The 18,026-nt window shown below is 69.4% G+C and carries 10 protein-coding genes and 1 tRNA gene; 1 reads left to right on the top strand and 10 read right to left on the bottom strand.

What is annotated here, in order from left to right:
• Positions 1-56: 56 nt before the first annotated feature.
• The 8 genes from ABZ646_RS03755 to ABZ646_RS03720 all read right to left on the bottom strand — a co-directional run bounded on the left by ABZ646_RS03755 (position 57) and on the right by ABZ646_RS03720 (position 13,823).
• Positions 57-431 carry a helix-turn-helix transcriptional regulator gene (locus tag ABZ646_RS03755; RefSeq protein ID WP_132894382.1) on the bottom strand — a complete coding sequence of 125 codons (375 nt, stop codon included), beginning with the start codon at positions 429-431 and terminating at the stop codon, positions 57-59.
• A 109-nt stretch (positions 432-540) separates the two neighbouring features.
• A complete protein-coding gene (locus ABZ646_RS03750) occupies positions 541-1,086 on the bottom strand; it encodes a CinA family protein (protein WP_360512597.1) in 546 nt (181 codons plus the stop codon).
• A complete protein-coding gene (pgsA, locus tag ABZ646_RS03745; RefSeq protein WP_360512595.1) occupies positions 1,083-1,841 on the bottom strand; it encodes a CDP-diacylglycerol--glycerol-3-phosphate 3-phosphatidyltransferase in 759 nt (252 codons plus the stop codon). Before pgsA ends, ABZ646_RS03750 begins: the two co-directional genes overlap by 4 nt.
• On the bottom strand, positions 1,838-3,310 hold the full coding sequence (gene rimO, locus ABZ646_RS03740; RefSeq protein ID WP_360512593.1) for a 30S ribosomal protein S12 methylthiotransferase RimO: 1,473 nt from the start codon (positions 3,308-3,310) through the stop codon (positions 1,838-1,840). Before rimO ends, pgsA begins: the two co-directional genes overlap by 4 nt.
• Before the next feature lie 92 nt (positions 3,311-3,402).
• On the bottom strand, positions 3,403-4,245 hold the full coding sequence (locus ABZ646_RS03735) for a RodZ domain-containing protein (RefSeq protein WP_360512591.1): 843 nt from the start codon (positions 4,243-4,245) through the stop codon (positions 3,403-3,405).
• 276 nt (positions 4,246-4,521) lie between these two features.
• On the bottom strand, positions 4,522-7,281 hold the full coding sequence (locus ABZ646_RS03730; RefSeq protein ID WP_360512589.1) for a DNA translocase FtsK: 2,760 nt from the start codon (positions 7,279-7,281) through the stop codon (positions 4,522-4,524).
• Positions 7,282-7,405: 124 nt separating this feature from the next.
• Entirely contained in the window at positions 7,406-8,089 is a 684-nt protein-coding gene (locus tag ABZ646_RS03725; RefSeq protein WP_360512587.1) for a response regulator, read from the bottom strand.
• 274 nt (positions 8,090-8,363) lie between these two features.
• Positions 8,364-13,823 carry a HAMP domain-containing protein gene (locus ABZ646_RS03720; RefSeq protein WP_360512585.1) on the bottom strand — a complete coding sequence of 1,820 codons (5,460 nt, stop codon included), beginning with the start codon at positions 13,821-13,823 and terminating at the stop codon, positions 8,364-8,366.
• A 409-nt stretch (positions 13,824-14,232) separates the two neighbouring features.
• Here ABZ646_RS03720 and ABZ646_RS03715 point away from each other — a divergent pair, with 409 nt between their 5' ends.
• Positions 14,233-16,989, top strand: coding sequence for a SpoIIE family protein phosphatase (locus tag ABZ646_RS03715; RefSeq protein WP_360512583.1), 2,757 nt, complete (start codon positions 14,233-14,235; stop codon positions 16,987-16,989).
• 62 nt (positions 16,990-17,051) lie between these two features.
• Here ABZ646_RS03715 and ABZ646_RS03710 read toward each other — a convergent pair.
• Both ABZ646_RS03710 and ABZ646_RS03705 read right to left on the bottom strand, forming a co-directional pair.
• Positions 17,052-17,124: transfer RNA gene (locus ABZ646_RS03710), tRNA-Thr, on the bottom strand.
• 75 nt (positions 17,125-17,199) lie between these two features.
• A complete protein-coding gene (locus ABZ646_RS03705) occupies positions 17,200-17,862 on the bottom strand; it encodes a DegT/DnrJ/EryC1/StrS family aminotransferase (protein WP_360512628.1) in 663 nt (220 codons plus the stop codon).
• Positions 17,863-18,026 lie beyond the last annotated feature (164 nt).

Raw genomic sequence — 18,026 nt, 5'->3', positions numbered from 1 at the left:
TCGTGCACTTCTTCGGCGCCGGGTCGGCGCCACGTCGGTGAAGACCAGCGCGGGCGTTACGCCGCGACCACGTCCACCGCTTCGGCGGGTGCCTTGATGGTCACCCGTTCCGGTGGCACACCGGTCACCGAGACGGTGCCCAGCATCGGGCGAACCGGCGTCGGTACGGACTCGGTGGCCTGGGCGGACTGGGCCAGCTCGGCGAGGGCGAGCTCGTCGCTCACTTCCCGCATGAGCTCGGACATCCGTACGTCCAGCGCGTCGCAGATGGCGGAGAGCAGTTCGGAGGAAGCCTCCTTCTGCCCCCGCTCCACCTCGGAGAGATAGCCGAGCGAGACTCGGGCGGAGGAGGAGACTTCGCGCAGAGTACGGCCCTGGCGCTGGCGCTGCCGACGCAGCACGTCACCCAGCAGGCGACGGAGCAGAATCATCGGTGGCTCCCTCCTCGGACCGCGTAACCGCATCCTTCACGCCCCACCGTACCGCCTTGCGCCGCGGCCGTGCGGGGAGCGATGTCGTGTTCACTCAGGGCTGCAAACATCAAAACCCCCCGTTCTGTTCCGTATCCTGTGTCCGCTCATTCCCGGTCTGTTCGTTCGCAAGCTCCTTCAGGAGCAGTGCGAGTACGCTCCGTACACTCTCTCTACGAATTTCCGCGCGGTCGCCGTTCAACCGCAGGGCCGCCACTTTTCCGCCGCCGGCAGAACCGGAACCCGTCGTGAAGGGGCCGTCGACCGCCACGAAGACCGTGCCCACGGGGCGGCCGTCCTGCGGTTCGGGTCCGGCGACCCCGGTGGTCGCGAGGCCCCAGTCGGCGCCGAGCGCTGTGCGTACTCCGGCGGCCATCTGGGCCGCGACCTGCGGATCCACCGCTCCACGCTGGGCCAGCAGGGTGGCGTCGACACCGAGGAGTTCGTGCTTCAGCTCGGTGGCGTAGGCGGTGACGGAACCGCGGAACACCTTGGAGGCTCCCGGGACGGTGGTGATCTCGGCCGCGACCAGTCCACCGGTCAGCGACTCGGCCACAGCGAGGCTCTGGCCTCTCACCGTCAGTAGTCGCACCAGTTCGGCGGCCGTGGAATTCACGCTTCCGTCTCCTCCGACGCCGCTGTCCGCTCGGCGATTCCCCGCCGCCGCAGCACAATGGCTTGTCTCACGTAGTCGAGGCCCGTGACGACCGTCAGGACGACGGCCACTGCCATCACCCAGAACCTCAGGGTCGCCAGCCACCCCGTCAGTGCCAGCACGTACATCCCGACCGCCACGCCCTGGGTGAGGGTCTTGAGCTTGCCGCCGCGGCTGGCCGGGATCACGCCGTAGCGGATGACCACGAAACGCATGAGCGTGATGCCGAGTTCCCTGGCGAGGATCACGATCGTCACCCACCAGGGCAGGTCGCCCAGCGCGGACAGGCAGACCAGCGCCGCTCCCATGATCGCCTTGTCGGCGATGGGGTCGGCGATCTTGCCGAAGTCGGTGACCAGGTTGTAGGTGCGGGCCAGATGACCGTCGAACAGGTCGGTGATCATGGCGATGGCGAAGGCCGCCCAGGCGAGCGAGCGCCATGCCGGGTCGTATCCGCCGTCGGCGAGCATCAGCGCGACGAAGCCGGGCACCAGGAGCAGCCGGAGCATGGTCAGCAGATTGGCGACGTTCCACACACTGGCCTGGTTGACGGCGGCGGCCGCGATCTTTCCGCCGCGCGGCGGCTTCTCCTCGTTCTGCGAGCCGCTCTGCGTGCTGCTGCCCTGTGCGGAGGTGGGACCGGAGGTGGCGGCGGAGCCCGGGGCGCCGTGCGCGCCGGGGGGACCGCCCGCGGCGGACGCCGGGACTCCGGTCATCTGCCGTCCTCCTCGCTCCATGCGGCCGCGCCCTGCAGCGGCTCGGCCACCAGGTCGACACCTTCCGTACCGACCACCTTGGCCTCGACCATACGACCGGGATGCAACCCCTCGCCGCTCGTGAGCAGCACCTGTCCGTCGGTCTCGGGCGCCTGGTGGGCCGCGCGGCCGTACACGCCGTCCTCCTCGTCGACCGTCTCCACGAGGACGTGCAGGGTCTCGCCGACGCGCTCCTCGGAACGCTGCGAGACGAGTTCCTCGGCGAGCTGGGAGATGTGCGCGAGGCGCTCGGCGACGACGTCCTCGTCGAGCTTGTTCTCGTACGTCGCCGCCTCGGTGCCCTCCTCGTCGGAGTAGCCGAAGACACCGATGGCGTCCAGCCTGGCGCCGTTCAGGAACCGCTCCAGCTCGGCCAGGTCGGACTCGGACTCACCGGGGAAGCCGACGATGAAGTTGGAGCGGACACCGGCCTGCGGGGCCTTGCCGCGGATGGTGTCGAGCAGTTCCAGGAAGCGGTCGGTGTCGCCGAAGCGCCGCATGGCCCGCAGCACGCCGGGGGCGGAGTGCTGGAAGGACAGGTCGAAGTAGGGGGCGACCTTCGGAGTGGAGGTCAGCACGTCGATCAGGCCGGGGCGCATCTCGGCGGGCTGGAGGTAGCTGACGCGCACCCGCTCGATGCCGTCGACCTCGGCCAGCTCGGGCAGCAGGGACTCCAGGAGGCGGATGTCGCCGAGGTCCTTGCCGTAGGAGGTGTTGTTCTCGGAGACCAGCATGATCTCCTTGACGCCCTGCTCGGCCAGCCAGCGGGTCTCGTTCAGCACGTCGCTCGGGCGGCGCGAGATGAAGGAGCCGCGGAAGGACGGGATGGCGCAGAAGGAGCAGCGACGGTCGCAGCCGGAGGCGAGCTTCACCGAGGCGACCGGGGAGCCGTCCAGGCGGCGGCGCAGGGGCGCACGCGGCCCTGAGGCGGGCGCGAGGCCCTCCGGCAGGTCGGCCGGCGCGTGGCCCGGCAGGGCCACCGAGGCGGCCGAGTCCTGTCGCTCTGCCGGGCTGACAGGCAGCAGCTTGCGCCGGTCGCGCGGGGTGTGGGCGGCGTGGATGCCGCCGCTGAGGATCGTCTGCAGGCGGTCGGAGATGTCGGCGTAGTCGTCGAAGCCGAGCACGCCGTCCGCCTCGGGCAGCGCCTCGGCGAGTTCCTTGCCGTACCGCTCGGCCATGCAGCCCACCGCCACGACGGCCTGGGTTCTGCCGTGGCCCTTGAGGTCGTTGGCCTCCAGGAGGGCGTCCACGGAGTCCTTCTTGGCGGCCTCGACGAAGCCACAGGTGTTGACGACGGCGACGTCGGCGTCCGACGCGTCCTCGACGAGGTCCCAGCCGTCCGCCTCCAAACGGCCTGCGAGCTCCTCCGAGTCCACCTCGTTACGGGCGCAGCCGAGAGTGACAAGTGCGACGGTACGGCGTTCAGGCATGGGCTCAAGACTACTTTGTCTCACCGACAGCCCACGTCGAAGGGGCTGGCCGATCATGGCCAACCCCTTGGGCATGTGCTGGATCCGAACGCTTATCCGACTTCCGGGTCGCCCTTGGTGTACGTCAGGCGCTCCACGGCACCCGGCTGGAACTGGTCCTCGATCTTCTTGCCGTTGACGTAGAGCTGGATGGCTCCGGCGTCGCCGAGGATCAGGTTGATCTTGGAGCTGTCCTGGAAGGTCTTGGAGTCGCCCTTCTTCAGCAGCCCGTCGAAGAGCATCCGGCCGTTGTGGTCCTTGGCCGAGATCCAGCTGCGTCCGTTGGCCGCGCTGACCTGGACGGTGACCTTGTCCTGCGGCGCGGCGGCGATCGCGCTGTCCGAGGGCTCGGGGGCCTTGCCGGGCTTGCTCTCCTTCGGGGTGGGCGAGGCCGGCTTGCTGGTCGACGGGCTGGCTCCCTCGGCGACCGACTGCTTGGCGTCGTCGCCGCCACCACCCTTGAAGGCGGTGAAGCCGACGAAACCGATCACGACGACGATCGCGGCGACCATCGCCGCCGTCCAGTTGGGGCCGCGCCGCTCGGGCCGGATGCGTTCCGCCTCGAAGAGCGGTGCGGCAGGCGTCGGCGCGGGCCGCCCACCACCGTGCTCGGCCGCGAACTGCGCGAGCAGCGGCTCCGGGTCGAGGCCGACGGCCCTGGCCAGGGTCCGGATGTGCCCGCGGGCGTAGACGTCGCCGCCGCAGGGGGCGAAGTCGTCGGCCTCGATGGCGTGCACGATGGCGATCCGGACCCGGGTGCTCCCGCTGATGCCGTCGACGGCCAGCCCGGCGGCGATGCGGGCCTGCTTGAGGGCTCGGCCTACGGAGGGGCGGTTTTCCTCGGACACGTCTTGGAACGGACGCTCGTCTTCAGGGGAGTTGCTGCCGATGGACACGGGGGCGCCTTTCGAGCGTTTAGCCGCCTGTGCTGGAGGTTCAGTCTAGGGGGGGTACGAAAGGGTGAGGCAACCGGACGATACGACTTTGTACGCCATCGGTATGGCTGGACACCCCGATGACAGGTCAGGTGTGCGCCCCAGGTTGGAGTACACACCTTTCCTCTCGCTCAACTTGACGTACGTCAAAGGGAAACGGTTGCCCGACGATCTCTAACGGGTGGATCACGACATGCCTCCACCCGGCCTACAGGCGCCCGTGCCCCTGAGACAGACCTACCCTTCAGACTCCCCACGGATCACGGCGAGCACTCCGTCCAGCTCATCGGGTTTCACAAGAACATCACGTGCCTTGGACCCCTCGCTGGGCCCGACGACCCCGCGCGACTCCATGAGGTCCATGAGCCGGCCGGCCTTGGCGAACCCGACGCGCAGCTTGCGCTGGAGCATGGACGTCGAGCCGAACTGCGTGGAGACGACCAGCTCGGCCGCCTGGCACAGCAGGTCGAGGTCGTCGCCGATGTCCTCGTCGATCTCCTTCTTCTGCTTGGTGCCCACGACGACGTCGTCCCGGAAGACCGGTGTCATCTGGTCCTTGCAGTGCTGGACGACGACGGCGATCTCTTCCTCGGTGATGAACGCGCCCTGCAGACGGGTCGGCTTGTTCGCCCCCATCGGCAGGAAGAGTCCGTCGCCCTTTCCGATCAGCTTCTCCGCGCCGGGCTGGTCGAGGATGACCCGGCTGTCGGCCAGCGAGGAGGTGGCGAACGCGAGCCGGGAGGGCACGTTCGCCTTGATCAGACCGGTGACGACGTCGACCGACGGGCGCTGGGTGGCGAGCACCAGGTGGATACCGGCGGCCCGCGCGAGCTGCGTGATGCGCACGATCGCGTCCTCGACGTCACGCGGGGCGACCATCATCAGGTCGGCGAGCTCGTCGACGATCACCAGCAGGTACGGGTACGGGCTGAGCTCCCGCTCGCTGCCCTCGGGCAGCTTCACCTTGCCCTCGCGGATCGCCTTGTTGAAGTCGTCGATGTGCCGGAACCCGAACGCGGCCAGGTCGTCGTAGCGCAGGTCCATCTCGCGCACGACCCACTGGAGCGCCTCGGCGGCCCGCTTGGGGTTGGTGATGATCGGCGTGATGAGGTGCGGGATGCCCTCGTAGGCGGTCAGCTCGACCCGCTTGGGGTCGACGAGGACCATCCGCACGTCCTCCGGAGTGGCCCGCATCATGACCGAGGTGATCAGGCAGTTGATGCAGGACGACTTGCCGGAGCCGGTGGCGCCCGCGACCAGCATGTGCGGCATCTTCGCGAGCGAGTGCATGACGTAGCCGCCCTCGACGTCCTTGCCGAAGGCGACCAGCATCGGGTCGTCGTCCTCGGCGGACTCGGCGAGCCGCAGCACGTCACCGAGGTTGACCATCTCCCGGTCGGTGTTGGGGATCTCGATGCCGACCGCGGACTTGCCGGGGATCGGGCTGATGATCCGCACGTCCGGGCTGGCGACGGCGTACGCGATGTTCTTGGTGAGCGCCGTGATCCGCTCGACCTTCACGGCCGGGCCGAGTTCCACCTCGTACCGGGTGACCGTCGGTCCGCGTGTGAAGCCGGTGACGCGCGCGTCGACCTTGAACTCCGAGAAGACGGTGGTGAGCGAGGCGACGACGGCGTCGTTGGCCGCGCTGCGCGCCTTGCCCGGGCCGCCGCGGGTGAGCAGGTCCAGTGACGGCAGCGAGTAGGTGATGTCGCCGGAGAGCTGGAGCTGCTCGGCGCGCGGGGGCAGGTCGCGGGGTTCCTCGGGGGCCGGTTTCGTCAGGTCCGCGACGACCGGTTCGCCCTTGAGCTTCTCCTGCCTGGGCCGCGCCGCCGGAACCGGGCCGGGGGCCGGCACCGGCGTGGACGTGGGTGCGGGCGTGGTCTCCTCGCGGTCGCCGACGCTGACGCCCTGGGTGAGGTCGGCGACGAGCGGCGAGGGCGGCATGCCGTGCAGGACCGCGCCGTCGAGCGCGGCGGCGGCCGCCGCCGCGACGTCCACGGCGTCCAGCCGGCGGCCCATGTCGGGCTGCGGCACCGCGGAGCGCCTCGGGCGGCCCCGGCGCTTGCTGAGCGCTTCCTGCTCGGCCGTGTCGGGGTCGTAGTCCGCCGGGGCGCCGGTGCGCTTGCGGGGGCGCGCGGGCAACGCCTCGCGCCACTGGTCGTCGTAGCGCTCGTCGTCCTCGGTGTAGTCGGTGTAGCCGACGTAGTCGTCCGGTTCGGGGTCGTGCAGCAGCCCGAGGCGCACGCCCAGCGCCCGCAGCCGCTGCGGGATCGCGTTCACCGGGGTCGCGGTGACGACCAGCAGTCCGAAGACCGTGAGCAGCACCAGCAGGGGTACGGCGAGGACCTCGGTCATGGTGTACGTCAGGGGGGTCGCCGCCGCCCAGCCGATGAGGCCGCCGGCGTCCCTTATGCCCTGCATGCCGGCGCTGCGGGCGGGCGAGCCGCAGGCGATGTGGACCTGCCCGAGCACGCCGATGACCAGGGCGGACAGTCCGATCACGATCCGGCCGTTGGCCTCCGGCTGCTCGGGGTGGCGCATGAACCGGACGGCGATCGCCGCGAGCAGTATCGGCACCAGCAGGTCGAGACGCCCGAAGGCGCCGGTGACGAGGATCTCGACCAGGTCGCCGACCGGGCCGCGCAGGTCGGCCCAGGTGCCGGCGGCGACGATCAGGGCGAGGGCGAGCAGGAGCAGGGCGACGCCGTCCTTGCGGTGGGCCGGGTCCAGGTTCCTGGCTCCCTGTCCTATGCCGCGGAACACGGCGCCGACGGCGTGCGCGAGGCCGAGCCAGAGGGCGCGCACCAGGCGGACGACACCCCCGGTGGGGCTGGGCGCCGGCCTGGGCGGCGGGGCGGACTTCCTGGCCGCGGGCCTCTTGGCTGGCGCCTTCTTGGCCGGGGCCTTCTTCGGGGCGGCCCTCTTCGCCGGAGCCTTCGAGGGAGCGGCCTTCTTCGCGGGCTGCTTCTTGGCTGCCGAGGGACGTGAGGCCATGGGTGTGAGGTTACCGGGGGATGCGACGGGGGACACGTGTGCCCACTGCTTCACCCGTACGTGTCGCCCTTGCCGAGGCACGGAACTGACGCACGCTCATGGGCAACTGTGTCCGCCGCCGCGGTCAGTTCTGCGACGGGAGCGGTGCGGCACCGCCGCCCGTACCCGGTTCGAGGGCGTCGAGCGCCCGGCGCAGGCCGGTGAGTTTGCGCTCCAGATGGGCCGCCGTGGCCACCGCGGCCGCGTCCGCGGACTCGTCGTCCAGCTGCTTGGACAGCGCCTCGGCCTGCTCCTCGACGGCGGCGAGCCGCGCCGACAGCTCGGCGAGCAGCCCCGCGGACTCCTTGCCGGCCACCGCGCCGCCCCTGGCACCGCCCTCCAACTGCAGCCGCAGCAGCGCCGCCTGCTCCCGGAGCTGGCAGTTCTTCATGTACAGCTCGACGAACACCGAGACCTTGGCGCGCAGCACCCACGGGTCGAAGGGCTTGGAGATGTAGTCGACCGCGCCCGCCGCATAGCCCCGGAAGGTGTGGTGGGGGCCGTGGTTGATGGCGGTGAGGAAGATGATCGGGATGTCCCGGGTCCGCTCCCGCCGCTTGATGTGCGCCGCGGTCTCGAAGCCGTCCATGCCCGGCATCTGGACGTCCAGCAGAATGACCGCGAAGTCGTCCGTGAGCAGTGCCTTGAGCGCTTCCTCCCCGGACGATGCCCGCACCAGTGTCTGATCGAGCGCAGAGAGGATGGCCTCCAGCGCCAGCAGATTCTCCGGCCGGTCATCGACCAGGAGGATCTTGGCCTTCTGCACCATGGCCCGCCCTCCTCGCCCCGGATGTGCACCGGGCGCCGCCCCAGGGGACGACTCCGTTTCGCCGCCCGTCCTTGTGCCGGTCATGGTAGCCGCACCCCGCCTGTCGCCACACCCTGTCACCGCGATGTCACTGTGCACGTAGCAGAAACGCAGCCGGAGACCAGAAGGTTCCCCCAATCCCGCACTTCTACACGGGTTCGGCCACCGTGAGTCAGCAACTCCCCGCGCTCACGGAAGGTTCTCATAACGTTCACATCACACCTGATCGCTTCGGTCACTCCCCGCGCATCCACTGCCCCATCACCGCCAGAAGGTGATCGGGGTCGACCGGCTTGGTGACGTAGTCGGAGGCGCCGGACTCGATCGCCTTCTCCCGGTCGCCCTTCATCGCCTTCGCGGTGAGCGCGATGATCGGCAGCCCGGCGAACTGCGGCATCCGACGGATCGCGTTGGTCGTCGCATAGCCGTCCATCTCCGGCATCATGATGTCCATCAGCACCACCGCCACATCGTCGTGCTGCTCCAGCACCTCGATGCCCTCCCGGCCGTTCTCGGCGTACAGCACCGACAGACCGTGCTGCTCCAGGACGCTGGTGAGCGCGAAGACGTTACGGATGTCGTCGTCGACGATCAGCACCTTCTCCCCGCCGAACCGCACACCCCGGCGCGGCTGCGGGGCCGGCACCTCCTGCTCGGCCAGCACCGGCCAGGTCTCGGGCACCTGGGGAGCACCCCGGCGGCGCCGCCGGAAGAGCGCGGCGGCACCGTTCTGGGTCTCCTGGTACGACTTCACCTCGGCCGGCGTCTCGATCTCCACTCCCGACAGCTCCGAGCTGCGGTTCTGCGAGGCCACCAGGTCCCCGGCCTCCAGCGCGGGCACGGACTGCTGATAACCCTGCGGCGGCAGCTCACTCGGGTGCAGCGGCAGGTACAGCGTGAACGTCGAACCACGGCCCGGCTCGCTCTGCGCGTGGATCTCACCACCGAGCAGCTGCGCGATCTCCCGCGAGATCGACAGCCCCAGGCCCGTACCACCGTACTTGCGGCTCGTGGTGCCGTCGGCCTGCTTGAACGCCTCGAAGATCACGCGCATCTTGCTGGCCGCGATGCCGATACCGGTGTCGGTCACCGAGAACGCGATCAGCGGCGCGTCCGGATCGCTGAGCGAACCGGCCTCCAGAAGCTGTTCCCGGATCCCCGCCGGCACCTCGCCGCTCGCCGGCCGGATCACCAGCTCCACCGAACCGGAGTCGGTGAACTTCACCGCGTTGGACAGCAGGTTGCGCAGCACCTGAAGGAGCCGCTGCTCGTCGGTGTGCAGGGTGGCGGGCAGCTCCGGCGAGACCCGCACCGACAGGTCCAGGCCCTTCTCCGCGGTCAACGGCCGGAAGGTGGCCTCCACGTAGTCCACGAGCTGGACGAGCGCGATACGCGTCGGGGAGACGTCCATCTTGCCCGCCTCGACCTTCGACAGGTCGAGGATGTCATTGATCAGCTGGAGCAGGTCGGACCCCGCGCCGTGGATCGTCTCGGCGAACTCCACCTGCTTCGGCGACAGGTTGCCCTCCGCGTTGTCCGCGAGCAGCTTGGCCAGGATCAGCAGCGAGTTCAGCGGAGTGCGCAGCTCGTGCGACATGTTGGCGAGGAACTCGCTCTTGTACCGCATGGAGACCGCGAGTTGCTCGGCGCGCTCCTCCAGGACCTGCCGGGCCTCCTCGATCTCGGTGTTCTTCACCTCGATGTCCCGGTTCTGCTGGGCCAGCAGTTCGGCCTTCTCCTCCAGTTCGGCGTTGGACGCCTGCAGGGCCTTCTGCCGGTTCTCCAACTCCGCCGACCGCTCCTGAAGTTGCTCGGTCAGCTCCTGCGACTGCTTCAGCAACACCTCGGTCTTGGTGTTCACCGAGATGGTGTTGACGCTGGTCGCGATCATCTCGGCGATCTGGTTCAGGAAGTCCTTCTGGATCTGCGTGAACGGCGTGAAGGAGGCCAGCTCGATCACTCCGAGCACCTTGCCCTCGAACAGCACCGGCAGCACGATCACCTGCGCCGGCGGAGCCTCGCCCAGCCCGGAGGAGATCTTCAGATAACCGGTCGGCGCCTTCTCCACCAGGATCGTGCGCTTCTCATGGGCGGCCGTGCCGATCAGCGCCTCACCCGGCCGGAACGACGTCGGCATGGAGCCCATCGAGTAACCGTACGAACCCAGCATCCGCAGCTCGTACGCCTCCTCGCTCTCCGCACTCAGGTCCTTGCCGTCGACCAGCGGCATCGCCAGGAAGAACGCGCCGTGCTGCGCGGAGACCACCGGCGTCAGCTCGCTCATGATGAGCGCGGCCACGTCCGCCAGATCCCGGCGGCCCTGCATCAACGCGGAGATACGGGCCAGGTTGCCCTTGAGCCAGTCCTGCTCCTCGTTGGCGATCGTCGTGTCGCGCAGGTTCGCGATCATCTTGTTGATGTAGTCCTGCAGCTGCAGGATCTCCCCGGAGGCGTCCACGTCGATCTTCAGGTTCAGATCGCCACGGGTCACCGCGGTCGCCACCCGCATGATGGCGCGCACCTGCCGGGTCAGGTTCCCGGCCATCTCGTTCACGGACTCGGTGAGGTCGCGCCAGGTGCCGTCCACGTCGCGCACGCGCGCCTGACCGCCCAGCTCCCCTTCGGTGCCCACCTCACGGGCCACCCGGGTGACCTCCTCGGCGAAGCTGGACAGCTGGTCGACCATCGTGTTGATCGTCGTCTTCAGTTCGAGGATCTCACCGCGCGCGTCGATGTCGATCTTCTTGGTCAGGTCGCCCTTGGCGATGGCCGTCGTCACCATCGCGATGTTGCGCACCTGACCGGTCAGGTTGGACGCCATCTGGTTCACTGACTCGGTGAGGTCCTTCCACGTGCCCGCCACACCCGGTACGTGCGCCTGACCACCCAGGATGCCGTCCGTACCCACCTCACGGGCCACCTTGGTGACCTGGTCCGCGAACGAACTCAGCGTCTTCACCATCTGGTTGATGGTGTCGGCGAGCTGCGCCACCTCACCGCTCGCCTCGATGGTGACCTGCCGCGTCAGGTCACCGTTGGCGACCGCCGCCGAGACCTGGGAGATGTTCCGCACCTGCATGGTCAGGTTGTTGGCCATCAGGTTCACGTTGTTGCTGAGGTCCTTCCAGATGCCCGTGACACCCGGAACACGCGCCTGACCGCCCAGAATGCCCTCCGTGCCCACCTCACGGGCCACCCGGGTCACCTGCTCCGCGAAACTGGACAGCTGGTCCACCATCGTGTTGACCGTCGTGACGAGCTCCAGGATCTCGCCCTTCGCGTCAACAGTGATCTTCTTCGACAGGTCGCCCTTGGCCACCGCCGTCGTGACCTCGGCGATGTTGCGCACCTGGATGGTCAGGTTGTTGGCCATGAAGTTCACGGACTGGGTGAGGTCCTTCCAGGTGCCCGCAACCCCCTGCACCTCGGCCTGACCGCCCAGGATGCCCTCGGTGCCCACCTCGCGCGCCACGCGCGTGACCTCCTGGGCGAACGACGACAGCTGGTCGACCATCGTGTTCAGGGTGTTCTTCAGCTCCTGGATCTCACCCCGCGCGTCCACGGTGATCTTCTGGGAGAGGTCACCCCGGGCCACCGCGGTCGCCACCTGCGCGATGTTGCGGACCTGCGCCGTGAGGTTGCCGGCCATGCCGTTCACGGAATCCGTCAGGTCCCGCCACACCCCGGCCACACCCGGCACCTGCGCCTGACCGCCCAGGCGGCCCTCCGTACCCACCTCACGGGCCACCTTCGTGACCTGATCCGCGAAGGCCGACAGTTGATCAACCATCGTGTTGATCGTGTTCTTCAGTTCGAGGATCTCACCGCGCGCGTCGACGTCGATCTTCTGCGACAGGTCGCCCCGCGCCACCGCCGTCGTCACCTGGGCGATCTGCCGCACCTGGGAGGTGAGGTTGCCGGCCATGAAGTTGACGGAGTCGGTGAGCTCCTTCCAGGTGCCCGAGACACCGTCCACCCGGGCCTGCCCGCCCAGCCGGCCCTCGGTACCCACGTCCCTGGCCATCCGCGTCACCTGATCGGCGAAACTGGACAGCTGGTCCACCATCGTGTTCACGGTGTTCTTCAGCTTCAGCATCTCGCCGGAGACGTCGACGGTGACCTTCTGCGACAGATCACCGTTGGCCACCGCCGTCGTCACCTGGGCGATGTTGCGCACCTGACCGGTGAGGTTGCGGAACGCCGTGTTGACGGAGTCCGTCAGGTCCTTCCAGGTACCCGCCGCCCCCGGCACCTGCGCCTGGCCGCCCAGCTCACCCTCGACACCGATCTCCCGGGCCACCCGGGTGACCTCGGCACCGAACGACGACAGCTGATCAACCATGCCGTTGACGGTGTTCTTGAGCTCCAGCATCTCGCCGGCCACATCCACGGTGACCTTCTGCGACAGGTCACCGTTGGCCACCGCCGTCGTCACCGCGGCGATGTCACGCACCTGGGTGGTCAGATTCCTGAAGACCGTGTTGACGGAGTCCGTCAGGTCCTTCCAGGTACCCGCCGCTCCCGGCACGTTCGCCTGGCCGCCGAGCCGCCCCTCGCCACCGACCTCGTTGGCCACACGCGTGACCTCGTCCGCGAAGATCCGCAGCGTCTCGGTCATCTGGTTGATCGTCTCGGCGAGCTGCGCGACCTCACCACGCGCCGGAACGGTCACCTTGCGCGACAGATCACCGTTGGCGACCGCGGTCGTCACCTCCGAGATCCCGCGCACCTGGGCCGTCAGGTTGCCGGCCATGGTGTTGACGGAGTCCGTGAGCTCCTTCCACGTACCCCCGACACCCGGCACGTGTGCCTGACCGCCCAGGATGCCGTCCGTACCCACCTCACGGGCGACCCGGGTCACCTCCGAGGAGAACGCCGACAGCTGGTCCACCATCGTGTTGACGGTTTCCTTCAGTTCCAGCATCTCGCCGGCCACCTGCACGGTGACCTTCCGCGACAGATCGCCCTTGGCGACCGCGGTCGTCACCAGCGCGATGTCCCGCACCTGCGCCGTCAACCGGTACGCCATCGTGTTCACCGAGTCCGTCAGGTCCCGCCAGGAACCCGACATGCCACGCACACGTGCCTGCCCGCCCAGCTTGCCCTCGGTGCCCACCTCACTGGCCACCCGCGTCACCTCGTCGGTGAACGTCGACAACTGGTCGACCAGGTTGTTGACGGTCCTGCCGACCTTGAGGAACTCGCCGCGCAGCGGATGCCCGGCCCCGTCCGCCGACGGCGTCCGCAGCTCCATCCGCGGCGACAGGTCACCCTCGGCCACCGCCGTCAGGACCCGGCCCACCTCGGAGACCGGCCGCACCAGGTCGTCGACCAGGTCGTTGGAATTGTCGATCGCAGCCGCCCAGGAACCCTCACAGGCGCCCGTTTCCAGCCGCTCCGTGAGTTTTCCCTCACGTCCGACGACACGCCGTACCCGCGACAACTCACCCGTGAGGTGGAGATTGCGGTCGGCCACCTCGTTGAAGACCGCCGCGATCTCCGACAGCACGCCGTCCCCGGACACCGTGAGCCGCTTGCGGAAGTTCCCGTCCCGCATCGCCACCAGAGCCACCAGCAACCGGTCCAGAGACGCCGAGTCCACCTCCGTGGTCCCGCCGCCACCCCGCCGCCTGCTCAGGGACGGTCCGCCTTTCGCGCGCGCCTGAGTGCTCCGCGTCGCTGCGCCAGACTCCACTGTGTCCCTCCCGCAGGGGTCGACCATTACTGCTGTGCCACTGCTGTGCCCGGATACCGCCATACTCGGCGTACCGCATACTTCGGCGTACCAGTTACTGCTGGGTATTTCTGCCAGATGGGATCCGGTCACACCAGGGGCTGCTGCCCTCCGTACACGGAACGCACTCAGGCTGACCGGACCTTCACCAGAAGCTTGCCCAGTGTTTCACCCCGGCCGAACCAGGCCATAACAGTTCGGCAGCTTCGCACATCGTCCGCACACCCTTGGGGCGTAAACACTGGCGACCGGCATCCGCTCGGACGGCGAAGGTAAGTAACCTTGCATGCGGCTGTCCAGCCGCACCGGTCCGTCCGGCCTGGGCGGTGGCACGAGAACGAGCGGGCATTCGGAGGGGCGGCCGCAGACCATGACCACCGGAGTGATCCCCGGGGGACACAACCCGGAGCCACGGCCCACGGGCGAGCTCGTGCCGCAGCAGCGGCACGAGCCGGCCGGCCAGCAGGGCCCGCATGTCGAGACCCGGTCGAGGAGTTCAGTGATCACCGCGCGCGCGGCCGCCACCTTCGAGCCCGTCGGGCGATCGGTCGCGACCGCCCGGGCCTTCGTCCGCGACACCCTCCAGGGCTGGGGCTTCGCCGACATCGTCGACGACGCCGTGGTCCTCACCAGCGAACTCGTGACCAACGCCGTGGTCCACGCGGGCACCCACGCCGACGTCCTGTGCCTGCGCACCGAGGACGGCGTACGCATCGAGGTCGCCGACCGCTACCCGGAACGCGAGGTCCCGCTCCAGGGATCCGCCGTCAACATGGGCAGCCCCGACCGCGAGGGCGGCCGCGGCCTCCAGCTCTGCGCGGCCCTCGCCGCCCGCTGGGGCGTCGAGTACACCCCCACCCACAAGAACGTCTGGTTCCAGCTCGACCTCCCCGAGCGCCCCGTCGGCACCCGCGCCGCCGGCCCGTCCCTCCCCGCCGACCTGCTGCCCCTCGCCGACGGCCGGGTCCGCGTGGCGGTCGTCCAGATCGACCGCAAGGGCTCCGTGACAGCCTGGAACGAGGACGCCGAGGACATCTTCGGCCACACCGCCGCCGAGGTCACCGGAAAGCCACTCACCGACCTCGCCGCCTGGCCGCACACCCCGGGCACCGGCACCGGCATCGCCGAGGCCCTCCAACTCTCCCGCTGGGAGGGCAGCTACGGCATCCGCGGCGCCGACGGCCGCGTCACCCCCGTCTACGCCTCCCATCTGAGGGTCCGCGACACCGGCGGCGAACCCTCCACCGTCTGCCTGCTCGTACGGGACCACGAACGCGCCGTCCTGCAGACCCCGTTGCGCGTCCCCGCCTCCGACGCCACCGGCACCGCCGACGGCCAGAGCACGGACCCCTTCGAGGTGTTCATCGGCTCCCCCGCCCCGGACGACCTCGACGGCCTCCTCCAGCGCACCGTGGAACGCGCCCGGGACATGCTCGACGGCGACTCCGCCTTCCTGCTCCTCGCCACCGACGACGAGACCGAGCTGGAGGTCCGCGCCTCCACCGGCCTGCCCTCCGCACGCCAGCGCTTCGCGCGCGTGCCCGTCGAAGCGGGCCCCGGCCGCTACGGCTCGGCCCGTATGCCGGCCGTACACGACGATCTGACGGCCGTACCGGGCGCCGTGCCCCTCCTGGGAGGCACCGGCATGCGTTCGGTCGTCACGGTCCCGCTGAAGGTCGAGGGCCGCCTGACCGGCTCCCTGGGCGTCGCGGCCGAGGCACCGGGCAGATACTCCAACGAGGAGGCGCTGCGCCTCCAGTTCGCCGCCGACCGCATCGCCCTGGCCGTCGAGTCGGCCCGCCTGGGCGAGTTGGAGCGGCTGCGCCGCGGCTCGCTCAGCTTCCTGGTCGAGGCCTCCGACCTGCTCGCCGGCACCCTGGACCGCGACCAGACCCTCGCCCTGATGGCGCAGATGACGGTCCCGACCCTGGCCACCTGGTGCGCCGTCTACACGATCGCCGACCAGGCCTCCGAGCCGTACCTCTCGTACGTGCTGCACGAGGACGAGGAACTCATCGACGGCATCAAGTCCCTGCTCTCCAAGGTGCCCCCGCCGGACCCGGTGCCCACGCCCGGCGCCCGCGTCTGGACCGCCCCCGGGGAACACGCCCACCGGGCGGCCCTGCGCAGCTCCATGCGCAGCCTGGGCCTGACCGGCGGCCCCACCCGCCAATTCTCCTCCGGCATCGGCCCCACCCTCGCCACGGCCTCCGCCGTCGGCGGCGAGACCGTCGTCCTGCCCCTGGTGGCCCGCAACCGCGTCATCGGCATGCTGACGCTGGGCAAGCCCACCGACGAACACTTCCGCCAGGAGATCCTGGAACTCGCCGAGGACCTCTCCCGCCGTGCCGCCCTGGCCCTGGACAACGCCCGCCTGTACTCGGAGCGCACCGCCATCAGCCAGGCCCTCCAGCGCAGCCTGCTGCCCCCGGGCACCCCGCACATCGACGGCATGGAGGTCGAGGTCATCTACCGCGCGGCCGGCGAGGGCAACGAGGTCGGCGGCGACTTCTACGACGTCTTCCCCATCTCCGACGGCGCGTACGGCTTCGCCATCGGCGACGTCTGCGGCACGGGCCCGAACGCGGCCGCCGTGACCGGCCTGGCCCGGCACGCCCTGCGCCTGCTGGCCCGCGAGGGCCTCAGCGGGCCGGCCGTCCTGGAGCGCCTCAACTCGGCCATCCTGGACGAGGGCGACCGCAGCCGCTTCCTGACCCTCCTGTACGGCGAGATGCGCCCCCAGGAGGACGGCAGCGCCGAGATGAAGGTTGTCTGCGCCGGCCATCCGCTCCCGCTGCGCCTGCGCCCTGACGGCACGGTGGAGGCCGCCGCCGAACCCCAGCCGCTCCTCGGCGTCATCGAGGACCTGGACCTTTACGAGCAGACGGTCACTCTCGACCCGGGCGACGTCCTGCTGTGCGTCACGGACGGCGTGACGGAACGCCGGGAGGGCACGCGCATGCTCGGCGACGACGGCCTCGCGGACGTGCTGACGACCTGCACGGGACTGACGGCGGGCGCCGTGGCCGCGCGCATCATGCGCGCGGTGGAGCGTTTCGCGTCGGACGCACCTTCGGACGACATGGCGATTCTGGCCATGCGGGTCCCCGGCCTCCAGAAGGACTGAGAGGGCCGGGGAAAGAGGGCACGAAAAAGGCCCCACCCGTGAGGGTGGGGCCTTTTGGTCTGAGCCCCCAAACGGAATCGAACCGTTGACCTTCTCCTTACCATGGAGACGCTCTGCCGACTGAGCTATAGGGGCCTGTTGCCTTTTCGAGGTTTCCCCGCGGCAACGGAATAGATCATACCCCGACGATGCCCGAGTTCCCAAACTCGTTCAGAAGGCGGCCTGAAGCAGTCCGCCGAGGGCGTTGCAGGCCGACACGATCCGCTGCATCTCCCGCTTCGTCAGCGAGGCGTCCACCGGCAGCGCCAGCGTCTCGTCGGCGGCCAGTTCCGTCTCCGGCAGCGACACGTACCGCCGGAACTCCGGCAGCCGGTGCACGGGTGTCTTCACCGGCACCCGGCAGTCAACTCCCTTGCCGCGCAGTGCCCGAGCGAAGGCGTCCCGGTCGGGCCTGCCGTTTCCGGGCACCCGTACGACGTACTGCTGGTAGGTGTGCCCGTCACCACCGTCCGGGGTCCGTACCCCGCGCAGCTTCGCATCGAGGTAACCGGCCCGCTGCCGACGCTGCGCGATCTCGTCGTACGGCGCCTCGGACTCGCCCTGCTCCAGGACCAGCAGCCCGTGCCGCTGTCCCAGCGCGTGCAACCGCGGGATGTCCGCCCACCGCCCGAATCGGTGCACGACAACGACCGCCGCGGAACGGGCTGTTATGGCCGCTTCCACCGCCGTCACGTCGAGGCAGTAGGTCAGCGGATCTATGTCGGCGAACACCGGAAGCGCGCCGGCCAGTGTCACGGCCTCGGCGACCTCGGCGTTCCCGAAGGCCGGCACGATGACCTCGTCGCCGACTCCGACGCCGGCGGCCCTGAGCATTGCAGCAGTACCCATGCTGGGATGCTCGGTGCGCAACGTGAACGTCAAGTTAAGCAAAACAAAAAAGGGTTGGGCCCTGAACCGAAGTTCAGGGCCCAACCCTTTCAAAATTTGTTCGGCGGCGTCCTACTCTCCCACAGGGTTCCCCCCGCAGTACCATCGGC

Origin of the sequence: Streptomyces sp. NPDC007162 (genome assembly GCF_040634175.1) — a bacterium.
Taxonomy (GTDB): domain Bacteria; phylum Actinomycetota; class Actinomycetes; order Streptomycetales; family Streptomycetaceae; genus Streptomyces.
The sequence above is the reverse complement of the archived record's forward strand: the minus strand, read 5'-3'. Positions and strand labels throughout refer to the sequence as shown.

Bases quoted from the DNA above. Each gene is read 5' to 3' on its own strand.
- ABZ646_RS03755 (WP_132894382.1), bottom strand. From the start codon at position 431: ATGATTCTGCTCCGTCGCCTGCTGGGTGACGTGCTGCGTCGGCAGCGC.
- pgsA (WP_360512595.1), bottom strand. From the start codon at position 1,841: ATGACCGGAGTCCCGGCGTCCGCCGCGGGCGGTCCCCCCGGCGCGCAC.
- rimO (WP_360512593.1), bottom strand. From the start codon at position 3,310: ATGCCTGAACGCCGTACCGTCGCACTTGTCACTCTCGGCTGCGCCCGT.
- ABZ646_RS03730 (WP_360512589.1), bottom strand. From the start codon at position 7,281: ATGGCCTCACGTCCCTCGGCAGCCAAGAAGCAGCCCGCGAAGAAGGCC.
- ABZ646_RS03725 (WP_360512587.1), bottom strand. From the start codon at position 8,089: ATGGTGCAGAAGGCCAAGATCCTCCTGGTCGATGACCGGCCGGAGAAT.
- ABZ646_RS03715 (WP_360512583.1), top strand. From the start codon at position 14,233: ATGACCACCGGAGTGATCCCCGGGGGACACAACCCGGAGCCACGGCCC.
- ABZ646_RS03705 (WP_360512628.1), bottom strand. From the start codon at position 17,862: ATGCTCAGGGCCGCCGGCGTCGGAGTCGGCGACGAGGTCATCGTGCCG.